15 protein-coding genes and 1 pseudogene are annotated in these 18,787 nt (G+C 62.5%); 7 read left to right on the forward strand and 9 right to left on the reverse strand.

Annotated features, from left to right (window positions below):
- Positions 1 to 50: 50 nt before the first annotated feature.
- Both MTX19_RS26300 and MTX19_RS26305 read right to left on the reverse strand, forming a co-directional pair.
- The gene (locus MTX19_RS26300; protein ID WP_280979988.1) at positions 51 to 869 is read right to left on the reverse strand and encodes a WecB/TagA/CpsF family glycosyltransferase; all 819 of its coding nucleotides are present in this window, start codon (positions 867 to 869) and stop codon (positions 51 to 53) included.
- Positions 866 to 1,846 carry a UDP-glucuronic acid decarboxylase family protein gene (locus tag MTX19_RS26305; RefSeq protein WP_280979989.1) on the reverse strand — a complete coding sequence of 327 codons (981 nt, stop codon included), beginning with the start codon at positions 1,844 to 1,846 and terminating at the stop codon, positions 866 to 868. Before MTX19_RS26305 ends, MTX19_RS26300 begins: the two co-directional genes overlap by 4 nt.
- 273 nt (positions 1,847 to 2,119) lie before the next feature.
- On the opposite strand from MTX19_RS26305, the gene MTX19_RS26310 reads away from it, so the two are divergent.
- The 5 genes from MTX19_RS26310 (at position 2,120) to MTX19_RS26330 (ending at position 7,960) form a co-directional block, all read left to right on the forward strand.
- On the forward strand, positions 2,120 to 3,469 hold the full coding sequence (locus MTX19_RS26310) for a polysaccharide biosynthesis/export family protein (protein ID WP_280979990.1): 1,350 nt from the start codon (positions 2,120 to 2,122) through the stop codon (positions 3,467 to 3,469).
- Positions 3,470 to 3,650: 181 nt separating this feature from the next.
- Entirely contained in the window at positions 3,651 to 3,821 is a 171-nt protein-coding gene (locus tag MTX19_RS26315) for a hypothetical protein (RefSeq protein WP_280985538.1), read from the forward strand.
- A complete protein-coding gene (locus MTX19_RS26320) occupies positions 3,773 to 5,254 on the forward strand; it encodes a right-handed parallel beta-helix repeat-containing protein (RefSeq protein ID WP_280985539.1) in 1,482 nt (493 codons plus the stop codon). Before MTX19_RS26315 ends, MTX19_RS26320 begins: the two co-directional genes overlap by 49 nt.
- Before the next feature lie 165 nt (positions 5,255 to 5,419).
- Positions 5,420 to 6,412 carry an NAD-dependent epimerase/dehydratase family protein gene (locus tag MTX19_RS26325; protein WP_280979992.1) on the forward strand — a complete coding sequence of 331 codons (993 nt, stop codon included), beginning with the start codon at positions 5,420 to 5,422 and terminating at the stop codon, positions 6,410 to 6,412.
- A 69-nt stretch (positions 6,413 to 6,481) separates the two neighbouring features.
- The gene (locus MTX19_RS26330; protein WP_280979993.1) at positions 6,482 to 7,960 is read left to right on the forward strand and encodes an exopolysaccharide biosynthesis polyprenyl glycosylphosphotransferase; all 1,479 of its coding nucleotides are present in this window, start codon (positions 6,482 to 6,484) and stop codon (positions 7,958 to 7,960) included.
- A gap of 357 nt (positions 7,961 to 8,317) precedes the next feature.
- On the opposite strand, the gene MTX19_RS26335 is transcribed toward MTX19_RS26330, so the two are convergent.
- The 7 genes and pseudogenes from MTX19_RS26335 to MTX19_RS26365 all read right to left on the reverse strand — a co-directional run.
- Entirely contained in the window at positions 8,318 to 9,409 is a 1,092-nt protein-coding gene (locus tag MTX19_RS26335; RefSeq protein ID WP_280985540.1) for a HupE/UreJ family protein, read from the reverse strand.
- Positions 9,406 to 10,470, reverse strand: coding sequence for a DUF4340 domain-containing protein (locus MTX19_RS26340; protein WP_280979995.1), 1,065 nt, complete (start codon positions 10,468 to 10,470; stop codon positions 9,406 to 9,408). Before MTX19_RS26340 ends, MTX19_RS26335 begins: the two co-directional genes overlap by 4 nt.
- The gene (locus MTX19_RS26345; protein WP_280979996.1) at positions 10,467 to 12,080 is read right to left on the reverse strand and encodes a Gldg family protein; all 1,614 of its coding nucleotides are present in this window, start codon (positions 12,078 to 12,080) and stop codon (positions 10,467 to 10,469) included. Before MTX19_RS26345 ends, MTX19_RS26340 begins: the two co-directional genes overlap by 4 nt.
- A 9-nt stretch (positions 12,081 to 12,089) precedes the next feature.
- On the reverse strand, positions 12,090 to 12,791 hold the full coding sequence (locus MTX19_RS26350; protein WP_280979997.1) for an ABC transporter permease: 702 nt from the start codon (positions 12,789 to 12,791) through the stop codon (positions 12,090 to 12,092).
- Positions 12,788 to 13,732 (reverse strand): ABC transporter ATP-binding protein, encoded by a 945-nt coding sequence (locus MTX19_RS26355; RefSeq protein ID WP_280979998.1) that lies wholly within the window; start codon positions 13,730 to 13,732, stop codon positions 12,788 to 12,790. Before MTX19_RS26355 ends, MTX19_RS26350 begins: the two co-directional genes overlap by 4 nt.
- A gap of 113 nt (positions 13,733 to 13,845) precedes the next feature.
- Positions 13,846 to 14,856 (reverse strand): N-acyl homoserine lactonase family protein, encoded by a 1,011-nt coding sequence (locus tag MTX19_RS26360; protein WP_280985541.1) that lies wholly within the window; start codon positions 14,854 to 14,856, stop codon positions 13,846 to 13,848.
- Positions 14,857 to 15,243: 387 nt separating this feature from the next.
- Positions 15,244 to 15,590 (reverse strand): annotated as a pseudogene (locus tag MTX19_RS26365) (hypothetical protein); the annotation flags it as partial.
- Between the two features lie 503 nt (positions 15,591 to 16,093).
- Between MTX19_RS26365 and MTX19_RS26370 the strand changes: the two are divergent.
- Both MTX19_RS26370 and MTX19_RS26375 read left to right on the forward strand, forming a co-directional pair.
- On the forward strand, positions 16,094 to 17,986 hold the full coding sequence (locus tag MTX19_RS26370) for an AMP-binding protein (RefSeq protein ID WP_280980000.1): 1,893 nt from the start codon (positions 16,094 to 16,096) through the stop codon (positions 17,984 to 17,986).
- On the forward strand, positions 17,983 to 18,783 hold the full coding sequence (locus MTX19_RS26375) for an ABC transporter ATP-binding protein (RefSeq protein ID WP_280980001.1): 801 nt from the start codon (positions 17,983 to 17,985) through the stop codon (positions 18,781 to 18,783). Before MTX19_RS26370 ends, MTX19_RS26375 begins: the two co-directional genes overlap by 4 nt.
- Positions 18,784 to 18,787: the final 4 nt, after the last annotated feature.

Below are 18,787 nucleotides of genomic sequence, written 5' to 3' on the forward strand. Positions count from 1 at the left end.
GCGCCAAGGGCCGGTCTTTCACTCCGACTTCCTGCATGCCAACCTTCGACTCAACCCGTCTCGCGCGACGGCATCGCGCCGGCGGACTCTCGACCACGCATGGCGCGTCGCAACAGCCCGCCCGCTGCGAGACAAGCGAATCCCGGCACGATGTAGACATAGCGTCGCCACAGGCGTCGCGGCTCCGAGCACAGCCGGAACAGCCATTCGAGGCAGTGACGTTGCATCCACCTCGGAGCCTGGCGCTTGGTTCCTGCCAGGAAATCGAATGCCGCGCCGACGCCGATCATGACCGGCGCCTCGATGCGGCCGAGATGCGCCGCCATCCACCGTTCCTGTTTCGGCGTGCTCAACCCGACCCAGACGATGTCCGGCCGCGCGACATTGATCATGTCCACCACCGCGCGATCCTCGTCCGGGGTGAGTGTCCGAAACGGCGGAGAGTATGTGCCGACCACCTGGAGCCCCGGAGTCGCGCGAACCAACGTCTCCCTCAGCTTCTCGGCAAGACCGACATCTCCACCGTAGTAGAATTGCCGGTAACCTCGCCTTGCGGAAACTGCCGTCATCTCCCGCATCAGGTCCGGCCCATAGACCCGTTGCGTGCGCTCCTTGCCGATGAGGCGCAGGAAATAGACAAGTGGAACGCCATCCGGCGTTACCATGCCGGCGTCATTGTGGATCCTGCGCAGCGACGGATCGCGCCGGCATTCCATCACGCCATGCACCCCGGTGACGCAGACATACTCGCGGCGCCCCTCCTCGATCCAGCCCTCCAGCTTCTTGATCGCGTCGTTCATGGTGATGGCGTTGACGTTGACGCCGAGCACGTCGCCGCGGTCAAGAGCTGGGTCGGCCGCTGGATTCACTGGGGAATCTTCCATACGAGCTTGTCGGCCTCGCGCGGGTCGGCCAGCAAGTTGTCGAAATAAGCGATCGTCCTGCTCAGCCCCTCCACCACGCTCACCACGGGCGACCAATGCAGAACCTCACGCGCGCGGGAGATGTCGGGCCGGCGCTGGCGCGGATCGTCCTTCGGCAACGGGCAGAACTCGAGCCGGGAGCGCGACCCCGTCAGTGAGATGATGAGCTCCGCGAGCTCGCACATCGTCATTTCGGTGGGATTGCCGAGATTGACCGGTCCCTCGATGTCCACGGACGCGTTCATCAACCGCGTCAAGCCGTCGATCAGGTCGTCGACATAGCAGAACGATCGCGTCTGCGTGCCCGTTCCGAAGACCGTGATCGGTTCGCCCCTGAGCGCTTGCACGATGAAGCTGGAGACGACGCGGCCGTCTTGCGGATGCATGTTCGGGCCGTAGGTGTTGAAGATGCGGGCGACGCGGATATCCAGCCGGTGCTGCCGCCGGTAATCGTAGAACAGCGTCTCCGTGCAGCGTTTTCCCTCGTCGTAACAGGCACGCGGTCCCGCGATATTGACGATGCCGCAGTAATCCTCGGTCTGGGGATGGACATCCGGATCGCCGTACACCTCGCTGGTCGACGCCTGAAGGATGCGGGCGCGGAGTCGTTTGGCGAGGCCAAGCATGTTGATCGCGCCGAGCACGCTCGTCTTCGTGGTCTGGATGGGATCGCGCTGGTAATGGATCGGAGATGCCGGACACGCGAGGTTGTAAATCTCGTCGACCTCGACATAGAGCGGGAACGTCACGTCGTGCCGCATGACCTCGAAGGCCGGCTCGCCGAGAAGCGGCTCGATGTTGCGGCGCATGCCGGTGAAGAAGTTGTCGACGCACAGCACCTCGCATTCCTGCCTGAGCAATCGCGCGCACAGATGCGAGCCGAGGAAGCCTGCGCCCCCAGTCACCAGAACACGTTTTTTCACGTTGCGTCTCCGCCCGTTTGCATGTCCGCCGGACGGTCTCCGGCGTTCTTGATCTTGAGGGAAGCAAGACGCCGGCAACAATCGCGCTCATGGATCAGCAACAGCGAATAGGAGCTAACCGACGCGGACCGCGGGTTACCCCCAGCGAAGTACCGCAGACGCGCGCGCCGATAGTCCGTGTTTTTCCGCAGCTTGGCTCACGCAACCACTAGTCTAGAGGCGGCCGGCCGCGGAACCCCTGCGCGTATCCGGTCGGTAACGCATGGAGCCTTCGTGGACCGCGATCGCCAACCAATAGCCTCCGGACGTGCCGGACTCGCCACGCCCATCCTGCGTCTGTTGCGCTTGTTGTCGGCGGTGAGCCTTTCCGTCCTGCTGTGCGCTGCCGCAGCGCCGGCGGGCGAGACGACCTACCGGCTTGCGCCGGGCGACCGCATCACGGTGACTGTCTTCGGCCAGCCGGAACTCTCCGGCGACGTGCAGATCGACGATGCCGGCACCATCAATCTTCCCTTGGCTGCGCCCATCGAAGTCAAGGGCCTTACCGTGTTTGAATGCCAGAAGCGGATCAACGACCGACTGCTTGCCGACGGGATCCTGCGGACACCCTCGGTCGGCGTGCGCATCGCCGAGCTGCGGCCGCTCTACGTGCTGGGCGACGTACGGCTGCCAGGCGCCTACCCCTTCCGCTACGGCAGCACGACGCAGAGTGCGGTGGCGCTCGCCGGAGGATATGGCCCAGGCGACGCGCTACGCAGCACCGCGCTCTCCGATTATCTGACGGCGGAAGAACGTGTCCGCCAGCTGACCCTCCAGAAGCGCACCATGCTCGTCCGCGAAGCGCGCCTCGAAGCGCAGCGCGACGGACAAGACAGCTTCTCGCCACCGGATCTCGGCAACGCGGCCAACGACAAGGACACGCTCCTGATCATCGCAAGCGAGCAGGACATCTTCCGCGTCCAGGCTGCGATCTTGCGGGGCCAAGTCGACCTGCTTCGGTCTCAAAAACCGCTGCTCAAGGAGCAGATCGACGCCAACACCGAGCAGAGCAACGCCGGGAAGAAGCAGCTTGACCTGATCCGTCAGCAAATCGATCGATATGGCGCCCTTCTCAGGCAAGGATTGGGGACACAGAACAACGACTTCAACTACCGCGTCCTCGAGGCGAACCAGGAAGCGGCGGTCTGGCGGTTACTCTCGGACGTCTCTCGGCTGCAGGTCGACGCCGGAAACCTCGACTTCAAGATCAAGGATGTCGAAGCGGCATTCAAGCGTCAGGTCGCGACAGACCTGCAGCAGACCCGCGATCGCCTCAACGACCTCGAGATCACGCTGCCGGCTGCGATCGCGGAGCGTGACGCCAGACTGCAAAATGTCGGCGGCGCGACCGGCAACGGCGTCAGACATTTGATCCGCATCACGCGCATGCGGAACGGTCACGCCGTCGTATCGGACGCGGACGAAACGACCCCCGTCGAGCCCGGTGACGTCATCGATGTCAGAAATGAGATGCCAGCCGGCATCACGTCGAGCGACGAGGCCGCCGCGCACCCGCTGAAATCGCGATCCTCCGGGACCGAACAGGCCAGCGGCCAGGACTCCATCAACCCGATTGCCAGATAGCAGGTTGCGGATACGAGCCGCCTCCATGAAATGAGATTACGCCTTCGGGAGTCATGACCACAGACGCCTCAATCGCGCGTACCTTACCTCCCGGGGACCGCTACGTCCTCCTGCTGTGTTGCGTTCTCATGGGCTATGCGCCGCTCGGCAAGGGCTTCGTCTATTTTGGCTACCGGCGTGCGTGATCAACACCTCGTTCGACGTCGCGCTCGAAGCGCCGATGCAAGGCGTCTGGTTCTGCAGTCTGTTCGGCTTCGGCATCGGCACGACGATGATCTATCGTTACATGGAAGGCCGCGGTCTATGGCGCGCCCCCCCCTCTCGCGAGCCCCTGCCGGCCAGCGCACGCTGAAGCTCACGTTCTGCCTGACGGCGTTGATCTGGCTCGTCTCGGTGGCGCCGGCGCTGTGCGGCGTCGTCGACGAGCCGTGCCCGGCCGATGCCATCCCGGTTCTGCCGGGCGAACCGATCCAGGCCGCCGTCGATCGTGCCGGAGCGGGCGCGGCGTTTTGCCTGAAGAACGGCGTCCACCGCAGTCAGGCCGTCCGGCCACGCGCCAACCAGCGCTTTTATGGAGAAGGTCGAACAATCCTGAACGGCAGCCGCCGGCTCACCGACTTCAGCCGCGAAGGAAGTTATTGGGTTGCCGGTGGTCAGAACCAACAAGGACGGCGGGTCGGATCATGTGTCAGGTCGATGCCGGCCTGCAACGTGCCGGAGGCCGTCTTCGTCGACGACGTTCCGCTCGTTCAAGTGCTGACGAAGAACGAGGTCACTCCGGGACGTTTTTACTTCGACCATTCAATCGGAGAGATCTTCCTCGCCGATGACCCTTCGGCCCACAAGGTCGAAGTCACCGCCGCCGCCTTCGCCTTCGAGAGCACCGGACCCGGCGTCCTGATCAGGAACCTCATCATCGAGAAATATGCCAGTGTCGGCCAGAAGGGTGCAATTCAGGCTCAGGACGCCAACGGCTGGGTGGTCGAGAATTGCGAGCTGCGGCTGAACAGCGCGGCGGGGATCGCGGCGGGGTCGGGCACCCGGATCCGCGACTGCGACATTCACCACAACGGCCAGATCGGGATCACGGGAGCAGGCCACGACGTCGTGATCGAACGCAACCGTGTCTTCGAGAACAACACCCGCGGCTTCAGCTCCAACTGGGAAGCCGGCGGCGTCAAGCTTGCGGTCAGCTCAGACGTCGTCTTGCGCGGCAATCTGGTCTACGACAACCGCGGCCCGGGCCTATGGTGCGACATCGAATGCCGCGACGTTCTCTACGAGGGCAATATCGTCGAGAGAAATCTCGACGCCGGAATATTTCACGAAATCTCTTTTTCGGCCGTGATCCGCAACAACAGGGTTCGGCACAACGGCCTCGGCAAGGGTTGGTTCTGGGGCAACAACATCCTGATTGCCGCGTCGCAAGACGTCGATGTTCATGACAACGCGCTGGCCGTGAGCGCCGGAAAATGCGGGATCATCCTTGTCGATCAGGGCCGCCGCATGAAATCCGGCGATCTCTACAAGACCCGCAACAACAACATCCACGACAACGACATGACATTCGAGGGTGCGGTTTGCGCCGGCGCCGCCTCCGACGTCGGGCCCGACAACGCAAACGCCAACATCATCGAGTCCGGCAACAATCGGTTCGACAGCAACGTCTATCGCGTCTCCCGTGGAAGCGCGCGGGTCAGGTTCGCGTGGGGACATGCCGTCTTCGACTGGGACGAGTTGCGGCGCGCCGGACTCGAGCACAACGGCAGTCTTCTCGTCTATTGAGCGAGCAGACGGCTCAACGCACTTGCGGCGATTCCGGACTACCACCTCGTTCCAATCGGGACTCCGAAACAGTCCGGCTAAGATCGACGCTCGACGTTGCTTAATCCCTTCCGCGACTGATGCAGCTGAGGCAGGACACCACCAGGACAACACGGAGGCGCGAAAATGCGAGGCAGGAAAACGGCGCTCGTCACGGGTGCCGGCGGATTCATCGGCCACCATTTGGTCAAGTATCTGGTCGGGCTCGGATACTCCGTGCGCGGCGCCGACATCAAAAGTCCCGAATACGAGGAAACCGCCGCCGACGAGTTCATGATTGCCGACTTGCGTGACCCTGCGGAATGCCTGCGTGTCACCAATAAGATGGACGAGGTTTATCATCTTGCCGCCGACATGGGCGGCATCGGCTATATCACCGCGCAGCACGCGGAGATCACGATCAACAACACCCTGATCGACGCGCATATGCTGCAGGCCGCTCAGCATCACGGGGTCAAGCGCTTCCTGTTTTCCTCATCGGCCTGCGTCTACCCGCAATATCTGCAGCGAGATCCCAACGTCGTTCCTCTGCGCGAGGACGATGCGTTTCCGGCCGACCCGGAAGAAGGCTATGGCCTCGAAAAGCTCTATACGGAAAAGCTCTGCCAGTACTTCACCGAGGACTGGCACCTGCCGACGCGCGTCGTCCGCTTTCACAACGTCTACGGTCCGCTCGGCACCTATGACGGCGGCCGCGAAAAGGCGCCTGCAGCGCTGTCGCGCAAGATCGCTGTTCTCCACAGCGGAGACGAGCTGCAGATCTGGGGGGACGGCAAGCAGACACGATCGTTCATGTACATCGACGATTGCGTCGAAGGCATTCATCGCATCATGCAGTCCGACTATTCCCGCCCGCTGAATCTCGGCACGGACGAGTTGGTAACGGTCGATGAACTCGTCGACATCATTGCCGCCATCGCCGGCAAGTCGGTGATCAAGCATCACGACACCTCGAAGCCGCAGGGCGTGCGCGGGCGTAACAGCGATAATTCGCGGCTAAGGACTGTGCTCGGTTGGGAGCCGAAGACAATGCTGCGACAAGGACTCGTTCCCACCTACCGCTGGATCGAGGAGCGCGTTCTCGGCAAACCGGATCTCTCCAGCATCGCAGCCGCATAGCAGCGGACGTCCTCCGGCATCGCAGCCGGAGGACGTTGTCTATTGGATCGAACGGAAGCAAGTACCAGCATGGCGGACCAGGGGCTGAACCTGCATCAAGCGAGCCGCCCGAGCCTGCGCTCTGGCAGCGACCGCGGTCTCGGATTGGTCCGGCGACACCGTAAGTCGATCGTCATGTCTTCGCTGGTCAGCGGCGACGTCGCCGCCGCGTTCGCCGCTGGCTACTGCACCGGTTTGCTCGCACGAGCGGCCGGACTGCCGGCGCCCGAGCATCTTGAGGTCACGGTTCTCCTCGTCGTTTTCGCGTTCTTCGTGGTCGGGCTCTACACCGGATCCGGTCCGGGGCCTTACCAGCGCTTCCGGCAGCGCGCGCTTGGCATTGGCGTTGTCGTCGCGGTGTGGAGCATCGCCACGATAGCGCACGACGGCGGGGGAAAAATCGCCGACCTCATCGTTGTACAAGCCGTTTATGCGGCCTGCCTGTTGTTGATCGGCCACTACGTCGAGGCCGCGTCCCGGGCTCTGCTGATGCATGTCGACCTCTGGGGCGCCTCCACCGTCTTGGTGGGTACAAGCAGCCAATGCCGCGACCTTGCACAGTTGCTGACGCGCAAATCCGAGCTCGGCCTGAAGCCGATCGGGCTGATCAGGACCGCCGATGACGACGCCGCGATGGCAGGGTTATTCCCGTTGCCCTTGATCGGGACGACGACCGACCTTGCCAGCATCAGGCCGCGCACCGAAATCGAAGTCGCCATTTTCACGACCGCGATCGGACTCGCCGCGATCCAGCGCGATTGCCATGTGCTCGCGCAGCCTTGCCGCTTCATGTTGCTCGAAGACATCCGCACCGCTCAGAGCCCATGGCTGCGTATGCACGCGCTTGAGACCATGCTGGGCATCGAAACTCCCCGCAACTCTCGCTCCCTGCAGAACTGGCTCCTCAAAAGGATGTTGGATATCCTGCTCGCCGTTCCACTGGCGCTGCTCGCGCTGCCTGTCGTCGCTCTGGCGGCGATGTCGATCAAGCTGATCGACCCGGGTCCGGCCTTCTTTGTCCAGGAACGCATCGGGCATCGGGGACGGCTGGTGAAGATGCACAAGCTGCGCACGATGTATGCCAACAGCAATCACCTGCTGGAAGAACATCTCAACCGCAACCCGCAGGCACGCGCCGAGTGGCGGCAATTCTTCAAGCTGCGGAATGATCCGCGGATTCTACCGGTTATCGGCAACTTCCTGCGCCGCTCCAGCATCGATGAACTGCCGCAGCTCTGGAATGTCATCCGCGGCGACATGAGCCTGGTCGGGCCGCGCCCGCTTCCCGCCTATCATGCCGAACAGCTGGATGAGGAATTCCGGTCGTTGCGCACCAGCGTTCTGCCGGGCATCACCGGGCTGTGGCAGGTCTCGTCGCGCAGCGACGGCGATCTGCAGGTGCTGCGAGAGCAGGATCTCTTCTACATCCGCAATTCGTCGCTCTGGCTCGACGTGTACATCCTGCTGCAAACGCTGCCGGCCGTTCTGGGCGCCAGGGGAGCCCGTTAGTCGCCTGGCCGACGCATCATCTTGAAGCGACGTGAGCACCAATGACGCCAGGAGCGTGACGGTGACGGTTGCCCGGCATCGCTTGAGCGAAGCGGAGCTCAACCGGGCCCGAGCCCATCTTTTCACGATCGTTTCCGCTGGCGGCGACAGAAGGCCGCATTTGTCGCTGGTCCTTCTCCTGGGTCCGCTACATGGCGATACCCACCATCGCTGGAGCCATGTTTGCGTATCGAAGGGGAATAACTCGCGCGAGCGGAGCCTTGAAAATCCGCCAAAAGCCGGCGTTCCTGCGCGTTGCATGATCGATTTCGCCGGCGAACCCCGCGATCCGGTTCTCGATGGAGTTGTAGACGGCTGCTACGCGCTAAGGATGCGCATGAACAACCAGTAGCCGCCGAGCACGGTGATGAGCGCGGAAAATCCATAGACCACGGGCGCTGCCATCGCCGGCTTGCCCCCGGCCCCGGCCAGCAACCGGTCGCCCGCAATCAGCAAGGGAACAACGATCGAGACGATCGCGATCTGACCGATCTCGACGCCGATGTTAAAGGCAGCGAGCGCGGTGGCGATCGCGTTCGGCGGCATTCCGATCTCCTTGAGCGCGCCGGCGACGCCGAAGCCGTGAATGAGGCCGAACGCAAAGGTCACCCGCCAGCGGCGGTCGATATCGCGCGAGAAGAAGTTCTCAAGCGCCACGAATACGATCGATGCGGCGATCGCAGGCTCGATGATCGTCGAAGGGATGATGACGATGCCGAGCGCGGCGAGCGACAGCGTGATCGAATGGGCGATAGTGAAGGCGGTGACAATTTTGATCACCGGGACGAGCCGCCGTGCCCACAGTACGATCGCGATGAGAAAGGCAATGTGATCGTAGCCCAAGAAAATGTGTTCGATGCCGGTGACGAGATAACGCCCGAACGTCCAGAGCCGCGACGGCACCGGCGCCGACAGCGCCACCGTGGTGTTGGCGGCATCGAGTAGCGCCTGCGGCGCAACGTCGCCCTCGCCGATCAGAACCACCTGTCGGGCCGCGGGATCGGTGTCGGTCAGCACCGTCGAGCGGTAGACGATGTCGCCTCCAACATCGCGGCACGAAAAGCTGTTGCGGAAGAGCACACCATCGCCGTCGGGCAAGAGCGCGGCCGAGCCGGGCGCACAAGGTTTGCCATCGCCGCCGGTGACGGCGACATGCGCGCTGACATAGGCGACGATCGGTGCGCCCAATGCCGCGACTAGCTTCGGATCGACCCGATCGAGCCGCGCATCGAAGATCTTCGTGCCGGCAAGACGATCCGCGTCGCTGCCCTTGAGTCCTACTTCGACGCTGACGGTGCGGTCAGCGCTCAGCATCACCCGCGCCGTCGAGAGATTGACCTGGTGCGCCTGCGCCGGGCCCATGACGCCGAGCACGCTCGCGGCAGCAAGCAGCAAGCGCGCCGGAGTCACAAGCCTGCTCCGACCGCCTTGAGGAGCTCGATCAGGCGCCTCGGCTCGAACTCGGCAACCGTAATGACGGCCCCATCGGGCGCGAGCTGCGCATAGCGATCGAGCTTGTCGACGGACGCGCCAAACTCGAGCCGCGCCAACGGGGTCGAGCTATCGCGCGCGTAGAACAACACGATCAGACTCGGCAGAGCGAGCCCGTATTGCGCGAGACGTGCACCGTCGCCCGGCCCGACACGCGTCTCAGCCACGGCCGCGTCGAAGGCACGGAAGGCGGTATCGATGATGGGCGCCTGCACGGGATCGGCGACATGAACGTTGCCGCCGGCTGTGTGGGTATGCTGGCCGAGATGGCGGAACCACGCTCCCGCCGCGTCACGCTCGAAACGAGTGAGCTTACCGCTCGCAACGATCTCGATCGCCCACACTTGCGCCATCGAAACCGGCAGCAGCAGATCCGCGCCACGACTAGGGACGGCGCCGGCAGTGGATTTTCCTCTTAGCCGTCGCGCCATATCGAACACCAGCCGCCATTCTTCCGTTACGTGCCGGGGCATCAGATAAACGGTCGGCGCGCCGCCTAGCCTGACATAGTGCGACGTGCCGGCCGGATTTGGCATGCCGAAGTTTAAGGTCGCCGCGCGCCCGGCATGGGTTTCGAGCACGACCACCTGGTCAGGCGGATCGAGCCCGAAGGCTGCAAAACTGTCGGCGGCAAGCTCGGCTGCGGGAATCTCGCGCGATGGTTCGCTGACATTGACGAACTTCAAGGCCGTATCGACATGCGAAGCGAGCTCGGCCGTCGCAGTAGCATCAGCGCCGTCGATCGCCCAGCCGTCCGAATGGCGCCGCAGCGCGACACCGTCGGCGCCCGCACGAATCTCGATGCGTTCGATTTGGCCTGGCGCGATTGCGACCAGACCCTTTGGCGTGAACGGTGGTTTGCTGCGCAGCCCCGGCCATTGGCCGGATGCTACCAGCACAAGCAGAAGGCCGATCAGCACGGCAGCGGCCGTCGCCGTCTTCCATCGCGCGGGGGCGCGCGCCGTCGTCGCGCAGGTCAACGCCGCCTCCACCACATCGCGACGCCGAACAAGGCGGTGGTGAACGGCAGCAACACTTCAAGCGCGATGAAGGTGTTGCGCATCTGAGCGCTGGTCAGCACGATCTCGGGCACGGTGTAGGTACGTGGCGCCACGTTCGGCGCCGCGTCGTCCTCAGCCAACCAGCGCATGATCGCGACCGACAACTCGCCGTTCGAAACGTAGGAAAAATATTCGTTGGTGGCGAATTTGCTGGTGCCCGCGATTACCAGGCGGAAGTGCTTGTCAGGCGCGGCTCCGGGAAAGGCTCCTTCGAACGCGACGGCGAGCGCTTGCGCGCCGTGGTCGGCTTCGGAAGCCGCCTGGCCGCCGGCTGCGACGGTGATGCTGCCAGCAGCCGACGGCGGCCGCAAAGAGCTGTCCTGACTGCTGGCGGCAAGCACACTGGCTCTCACGGTCGCGGGCGGTTTGGCAAGATGGATCGGCCTTGTCTGCGCAAACACCGTGAGTGCCAGACGCGCGGTGATCGGATGCGGCGGATAATAGGGCACCGCGACTTTATCGGGATCGGTGCGGAAATGATTCAGAGGATCGATGACGATGGCTGCATCGGTCGATACTCCGAGCGGCTCGAGCAACCTGCTTTTCAGCTCAGCCCCGAGGTAGAACTGCGGATCGATCAGCATCACGAGCCGCCCACCGCTTTTAAGATGGTCGGCCAGGAGATCGGCTTCGCCCGCTGCGAGTGCCGCACGTGGACCGATCTCGGCCACGACGGTGCAATCGGATGGTATCGCGCTCGCTGTCGCTGTCACGAGCGGGCGCATGTCGAAGCCGATCTCGTTCAGCGCCAGTTGAAGCCGATCGAGTTGCTCGGGCTCGGCTACCAGCACGTCGCCCGCTCCCGGAATATCGTGACCGCGCAGCGTCTCGACATGACTGAAATGGTAATGGCTTGGCACCGGACGGAACGTCTCGCCATGGCCGGTCACGAAGCAGATCGTTTCGGCGCGCTTGCGGAGCACGCGCAGCGCGGCGTAGCCGAGGCGCGCGGCATCGGTAATGTTCTCCACGAGCACCTTGTGGTCGCCGGCCTGCAGCACCGCCGTATTGTAGGAACGTACGCCGATGTCGCGCGCGAGCCCCGGCTCCTTGTCGAGATCGATGGCGCGGAATGAAAAAAGCGGGTGGTTTCGTGCCGAGATCTCGATCATTTCCTTGGTGGCAAGCGCGTTGGGGTCACTGGCATTGTAGAAATACGTCATCGCGAGCGGAGAGCGCAGTTGGTCAACGACGTCGGTGAGTTGCTGCGGTGGCGTGTTCTGCCCCTCCCTTGTCGCGTCGAAATGCACGTCGTGGCGATACAGTGCCACATTGGCGGAGATGGCCACGCCGATGGCGCCGGCGACAATCAGCGCGTTGGCCGCAAGAGCGGACCAGCGCGAGCCGCGGCCGCGGAGCGGCAGGCGGACCGCGAGCGCAAACAGTGTGAGCAGGGTGATCAACCAGGCTGCGAAGAACAGGCTGTTGGAGAGCTTGTCGCCGGAGACGGCAAAGCCGAGCGCGCCGAACAGAATCGCGGCGGCGATCAGCGCGGCAACGGCCAGGTCGGATAGGACAAACCGCGACATCCGTCTCTCCTATCGCCGCGCCAGCGCCCGCACGGTGAACAGCAGCGTCAGCAGCGTGGCGCTGAGAAAGAATCCGATGTCGGAAAGATAGATTGAGCCTACCGCGAAGGGGCGGAAATGCACCGCGAGCGACAGGTTCACCACCAGCGTATCGGCCGGGGTCGGCAGCAACCAGCCGAAATTGTCGATGATCCACAGTAGCAGGAAGACAGTGAGCGAGATCAGTGCCGCGATCACCTGGTTCGCCGTGAGCGCCGATGCCAGCAGTCCCGTACCGACCAGCGCCGAGCCGAACAGCAACAGACCGAGATAGCCGCTGTAGATCGGACCGAAATCGGGATCGCCGAACCAGGCGAGCGCCGCCGCATAGCAGCCGGACAGCAGCAGCATGACCACGATCAGGCTCATGCTGGCGACATATTTCGCCAGCACGATTGTGACCTCGGAGACCGGAGAGGTGAGCAACACCTCCATCGTCCGCAGCTTTCGCTCTTCCGCCAACAGGCGCATGGTGATCAGCGGCGCGGTCAGCATGAACAGAACGAACATCTGGAAGAAGACGTGGACCATGCTGGGCTGGTGGCTGATGAACAAAGTGAGGGTGAAGCTGTAGCCCATGATGAGCAGGAAGACGGTTATCACCGCGTAGGCGATTGGCGAGGAAAACAGCGCCATCTCCTCCTTGCGCAGCAGCACTGCAAAGCTTCTCATGGGGCCCCCCTCGCCGATCGCCGCGTCAGGTCGAGGAACACGCGCTCGAGGCCGGAGCGGCTCTCGGTCAGCTCAGACACCGCAACGCCGGCCCCGACCAACGCAGCCGCGATCTCTGCGGCGAGTGATGCACGCGGCTCAGCCTTGATCAGATAGCGCATCGCCCCGACGCCCGCATCGGCATCGATGGTGACGTCGCGCACGCCGGAGACGGTCGTGGCGACACTGCGAACAGCAGCCTCGGATGCAGCCGCGACAAGCCGAAGCGTCACGTCTCCGGTCTTCTTCAGAGCGTCGGCGGTGAGCAGCGTGCCGTCGAGCAGGATCATCACCCTTGAGGCAATCTTCTCGATTTCCGGGAGGATGTGAGAGGCGATCAGCACGGTGTGGTTTCCAGAAAGGGACTGGATGAGATCGCGAACGGCGATCACCTGATGCGGATCGAGCCCGCTGGTCGGCTCGTCCAGCACCAGCACCAGCGGATGTCCGAGCAGTGCCTGCGCGATCGAGACGCGCTGGCGGAAGCCGCGAGAGAGCTTTCCAGTCAACAGCATCATGACGCGCGCAAGATCCAGCCGCTCCGCGGCGGCCTCGACCGCGGCCTTTGCCGCAGGCCCCCGTAGGCCCTTGAGGTTGGCCATGAAATTCAGAAATTCGCCGACCCGCATGTGGTCGTAGAGGGGCGCATCCTCGGGCACATAGCTGATCACGCGGCGGACCGCGAGCGAGTCGGTGACGACGTCATGGCCGACGACCTCGATGCGCCCGGAAGTCGGCACGAGATAGCCGGTCAACATGCGGAAAATCGTGCTCTTGCCCGAGCCGTTCGGCCCGAGCAGGCCAACGATCTCGCCTTGCTCGATGGTAAAGCTGACGTCCGTTACGGCGCGCCGCGGCCCGTACCATTTGGTGACATGCTGCGCCAGCACGAGAGGGGACATCTGCTTACAACCCTCAGGCGAGACAAGCGATCGCGTGGAAGCCGCAGCACAAACACGATCCCGGGCACGTGGCCCAGGATTTGAACCTGCTCACGGCGCGACCCTACCGTTCATCACTCATAAAATTCGGGCGAATGCTTGTGTGCCTTGTACACGTCCGGATCGTGCGCGAAGAGGATGTCGCCGCCTTCGGCGTCGTGCACCCGCTTCACCCATGCATAGGCGTCGAGCATCCCGACCGGATCATAAACGCTGCCGACGCTCGGTAGGATGTTCTTGTCGAGATTCTCCTGCAGATAGACGGCGTCGCTGGTAAGCACAACGGTCCCGGTCTTCGGTAGACGCACGACCATGATCTGGCTGCCCGGGGTATGCGATACGGTTCGGTGGATGTAGATACTATTGTCGCCGAATAGGTCGAGATCGCCGTCGAGCTCGATAGTCTTGTATTTGCTGGGCATGGGACCGCCCACGCTGTTGCGTAGCATGGCAAAGTCGTCTGTGATGAAGAAGGTGGCATAGCCCGGCGCCGGCCAGAACGCATTCCTGATCTCGTCGCGCTGATACACGAACGTCGAATCCAGGAACTTGCCAATGTTGCCGGCATGGTCGACATGGAAGTGCCCGAGCACGACGTATTTGATGTCGGAAGGCTTGACGTTGATCTTGCTGAGCTGATTGTCGATCGCGATATCCGGCGAGCGACCCGGATCAAGCGCTTTTACGAACGGTCCCCAATAATCCGGATTGGTGATGATCTTGTCGTTGTTGCCGCAGTCGAACAATACATCCCCCTTGGGATGCCGGATCAGGAAGAAGCCCACGGGAATCTGGACTTTGCCGCTGGCGCCGTTCTGGATGATCGACTTGTCGAGATTGAGCGCCCCGAGCTGAACACGTACAGCTTCATCTCTTTCGGGGCTTCCGCCGCCATCGCCCCGGCGGTCAAAAACAGTCCTACGGTCAACGAGCCCAGGACTTTTGCACAACGTAGCCGCATGCCGTCCTCCCGACTTTAAGTTCATTTTTTGGACTGAAGGCTTATACCACGATTGTGGCAGTTGTGCAGTTCCCGGCGCAGCCGCTCCATAAAATCGCGGTCGTTGCGTGCTGCGCGGCAGCAAGAGGAGAATCGATCGACCGGGCCAAACCATGCCTGTTTTATTGCACAGCCCGAGATATCGGCCGCAAATATCGTCGTTGTCCCGCCTGAACTACATGCCGCTGCTTCGCGAGCAGACGATGACCGTTCTCCCCGTGTGTCATGCAACAAGCCATGGCGGAGCACTCGGCTGGGCGCGCCACCTTGGCAAGGCGCGCCGCCTCGGCAAAGCCTCACGTCGTACGGCTCGCCGCTTTCGGGCCAAGCGCATTGAACCTTTCCGCTTTGAAAGCGGTGTGCGATCCCTCGACATTCCGGACTGTTCTGGATCGCCACGGGTCGCTACCAGCACCCGCTGCTGAGCAAGGAAACCGGCGTCTATAGCTACGATCAGCTCGTCGTGCTGAGAAAGGTCCGGATGTGCGTTCATAAGGGCGTCTCGCACGGCGGTCCAGTGATTGAACCGATGGTCCAGATTGCCGGGTCGTCGCGAAGGCTTAGTGCAGGATCAAGGGCCGCGATCGTTTTTTTATCGCTGCCCATTTCATTCGACCATTTTGATCTTCGGATGGCCCCTTCCCTTGTATTTGTTCGAATTCGCATTCCCTGCGTTTTGATTGCCATCCGTCTCGGTAAAGAAGAGCCCCAGGCTGGTACGGCCTGCCGCGTCGGCGCTCGCCGTATCGAGGCCTTCGCTCGCGCAATGGCAGTTCCTAAATCGACAATGTCCTTCAATGGAGTATCTGAGGTTTGCGCGCTGAAAGCCCCAGATGAGTGTGCTCGCACTTTGGGCTGCGATGGTGGGCTTGAGCACCGTCAGGTCGCCGGGCGTAACGTCCGCTCTCGTCTCACAATCTTAGAAACAACCATGTCGCAGCGACGCGCCAAAGTTGAGGATTCTTATCCACGTAGGGCGCTTAGTCGCGGCAGCGTTCTCGCCGTCGGGCTCGCCGCCCGCCGTCAGCCCAACGGATTCTACGGTGCTCTTCCAAATTGGGCCTCGAAGAGCGGCCATCGGGAGCGATGATATCCGCCGTTATGCTAATTGCGCGCTCGTCCAATCGGTCGGAACCTCGTGGCGGAGTTGATGTTTCCATGTTCGGAGCCGACGAGACCGTCTGAAGGCGGCAAGGGCACGAAGTTCGCGCTGTACTGACGGGGGCGGACGGGAGGAAGCTGTGGCGGAAGCCGCCGCTCAAGCGGACACATTCCCTAAGCTATTGATTCGCAACGACCTTTTGTTCGGCTCCCGACCGAGCATGCGGCACAAGGACCTTGGCATCTGGCAGACTTGGACTTGGAGCCAGGTGGCCGAGCTTGTTCGTGCTTACGCCATCGGTCTGCAGCGGCTCGGCCTCAAGCCCGGCGAGACGATCGCCATCGCCGGTAATAACCGGCCACGGCTTTATTGGACGATGATGGCGGCGCAGATGCTCGGCGCCATTCCGGTACCGGTCTATGCGGATGCGGTGGCCAACGAGCTTGCCTTCGTCCTGGCACACGCCGAAGCACGTTTCGCGGCGGTCGAGGATCAGGAGCAGGTCGACAAGATCATCTCGGTCCAGCAGGGCCTGCCCAAGCTGGAACTTGTCCTCTACGACGAGAAACGAGGACTGCGCGACTACGACCACAGCCGCCTGCACTGCATGGACGAGGTGATCGCCGATGGACAGCAGGCGCTCGCCAAGGATCCGCGCCTCTCCATTTGGCTCGATGCCGAAATCGAGAACGGCAAGGGATTTGATCCCTCCGTCATCCTTTACACCTCCGGCACCACCGGCAACTCGAAAGGCGTGGTGTTTACGAGCGCGCGCGCGATTGCCGCAGCCACCGACACGGTGGCCTTCGACAAGCTGACCGAGAGAGACGTCGCGCTTGCCTACCTGCCGTCGGCCTGGGTCGGCGACCATTACCTTAACTATGTGCAGGGGCTGGTGTCCGGCTTTTGCATGGCCTGTCCGGAGAGCCCCGACACAGCCATGGCCGACCTGCGTGAGATAGGCCCGACCTTCTATTTCGCGCCGCCGCGGACGCTCGAGGCGCTGCTGACCCGCCTGATGATCCGAATGGATGATGCCGGCTATCTCAAGCGCAAGATGTTCCACTATTTCATCGGCGTCGCGCGCGCCTACGGCGAACGCATCCTCAACAGGCAGCCGGTGCCGCCAGCCGGACGGCTGCTCTACGCGCTCGGCAACATCCTAGTCTACGGCCCGCTAAAGAACGTGCTTGGCTTCTCGCGCGTACGCGTCGCCTATACCGCAGGCGAGGCCATCGGGCACGATTTATTCAGCTTCTATCGCGCGATCGGGCTTAATCTGAAGCAACTTTACGGACAGACGGAAGCTTTCCTGTATCTCACCGCCCAGCCCGACGGAGAAATCTACTCCGACACCGTCGGACCCACCTTCCCCAACGTCGATATTCGCATCGCCGAGAACGGCGAGGTGCTGTTCAAGTCGCCGGGCATGTTCACCCGCTATCTCAAGGACGAGGAAAAAACCGCCGAAGCGTTCACAACCGACGGCTATGTGAAAACCGGCGATGCCGGCTACTTCGACGAGCGGACCGGCCACTTGAAGATCATCGACCGCGCCAAGGATGTCGGCAAGCTCAATGACGGCACGCTGTTCTCGCCGAAATACATCGAGAACAAGCTCAAGTACTATCCCAACATCCGTGAGGCGGTCGCCTATGGCAATGGCCGCGACTTCGTCGCCGTCATGATCAATATCGACCTCACGGCGGTCGGAAACTGGGCCGAGCGCAACAATGTGACCTATGCCTCCTATCAAGAGATGGCCGGTCACCCGCAAGTCTACGACATGATCGAGAAGAATGTCGCCGAGGTGAACCGCTCGCTTGCCGCCGACGGCAAAATGGCGAGCGCGCAGATCAAGCGCTTCTTGATCCTTCACAAGGAGCTCGACGCAGACGACGGCGAGCTGACCCGCACACAGAAGGTACGCCGCCGCTTCATCGCGGAGCGCTATGAGCCATTGGTGAAGGCGCTCTACGACGGCTCCAAGGAAGCCAACATCGCGACGGAGGTGACCTTCGAGGACGGCCGCAAGGGCACCATCAAGGCGCTGGTGAAGATCCGCGAGATGGAGATCCAGCCGGCCGCATCCGCGATGGAGAAAGCGGCATGAGAGCCCCCGGCGGAACTGAAGCTGCTGTCGACACCGTACTGCTGTCGATGGAGCAGGTCTCGCTGGCGTTCGGCGGTGTCAAGGCGCTGAGCGGCGTATCGTTCAACATCCACAAAGGGGAAATCTGCGCCATCATTGGCCCCAATGGCGCCGGCAAGACCTCAATGCTCAACGTCATCAACGGCTTCTATCATCCGCAGCACGGCCGCATTACCTTCAAGGGCGAGACGCGCGCCGAGATGCACCCGTACGAAGCTGCGCGCGGTGGCATCGCCCGAACTTTTCAGAACGTGGCGCTGTTTCGCGGCATGACCGCGCTCGACAACATCATGGCCGGACGCTCGCTGAAGATGCACAAGAACTTCTTTTGGCAGCTGCTGCGCCACGGGCCTGCCATGAAGGAGGAGATCGAGCACCGTCTGCGAGTCGAGGAGATCATCGACTTTCTCAAGATCCAGGAAATCCGTCGTGTGCCGGTCGGCCGATTGCCTTACGGCCTCCAGAAGCGCGTCGAACTCGGGCGCGCGCTCGCTATGGAGCCGGACTTGCTGCTGCTCGACGAGCCGATGGCTGGCATGAACCTCGAGGAAAAGGAGGATATGTCGCGCTTCATCCTCGACGTCAATGACGAGTACGGCATCACGATTGCGCTGATCGAGCATGACATGAGCATCGTGATGGATTTGTCCGACCGTGTGGTTGCGCTCGATCACGGCATCAAGATCGCCGACGGCGCGCCCGACGACGTCAGGAGCAATCAGGCCGTGATCGACGCCTATCTCGGCGTCGCGCGCTAGGGGA

Origin of the sequence: Bradyrhizobium sp. ISRA464, from assembly GCF_029910095.1 — a bacterium.
Taxonomy (GTDB): domain Bacteria; phylum Pseudomonadota; class Alphaproteobacteria; order Rhizobiales; family Xanthobacteraceae; genus Bradyrhizobium.

Coding starts and splice junctions, on each gene's coding strand:
- MTX19_RS26320 (WP_280985539.1), top strand. CDS start 3,773: ATGGCGCGCCCCCCCCTCTCGCGAGCCCCTGCCGGCCAGCGCACGCTG.
- MTX19_RS26325 (WP_280979992.1), top strand. CDS start 5,420: ATGCGAGGCAGGAAAACGGCGCTCGTCACGGGTGCCGGCGGATTCATC.
- MTX19_RS26330 (WP_280979993.1), top strand. CDS start 6,482: ATGGCGGACCAGGGGCTGAACCTGCATCAAGCGAGCCGCCCGAGCCTG.
- MTX19_RS26345 (WP_280979996.1), bottom strand. CDS start 12,080: ATGTCGCGGTTTGTCCTATCCGACCTGGCCGTTGCCGCGCTGATCGCC.
- MTX19_RS26350 (WP_280979997.1), bottom strand. CDS start 12,791: ATGAGAAGCTTTGCAGTGCTGCTGCGCAAGGAGGAGATGGCGCTGTTT.
- MTX19_RS26355 (WP_280979998.1), bottom strand. CDS start 13,732: ATGTCCCCTCTCGTGCTGGCGCAGCATGTCACCAAATGGTACGGGCCG.
- MTX19_RS26370 (WP_280980000.1), top strand. CDS start 16,094: ATGCGGCACAAGGACCTTGGCATCTGGCAGACTTGGACTTGGAGCCAG.
- MTX19_RS26375 (WP_280980001.1), top strand. CDS start 17,983: ATGAGAGCCCCCGGCGGAACTGAAGCTGCTGTCGACACCGTACTGCTG.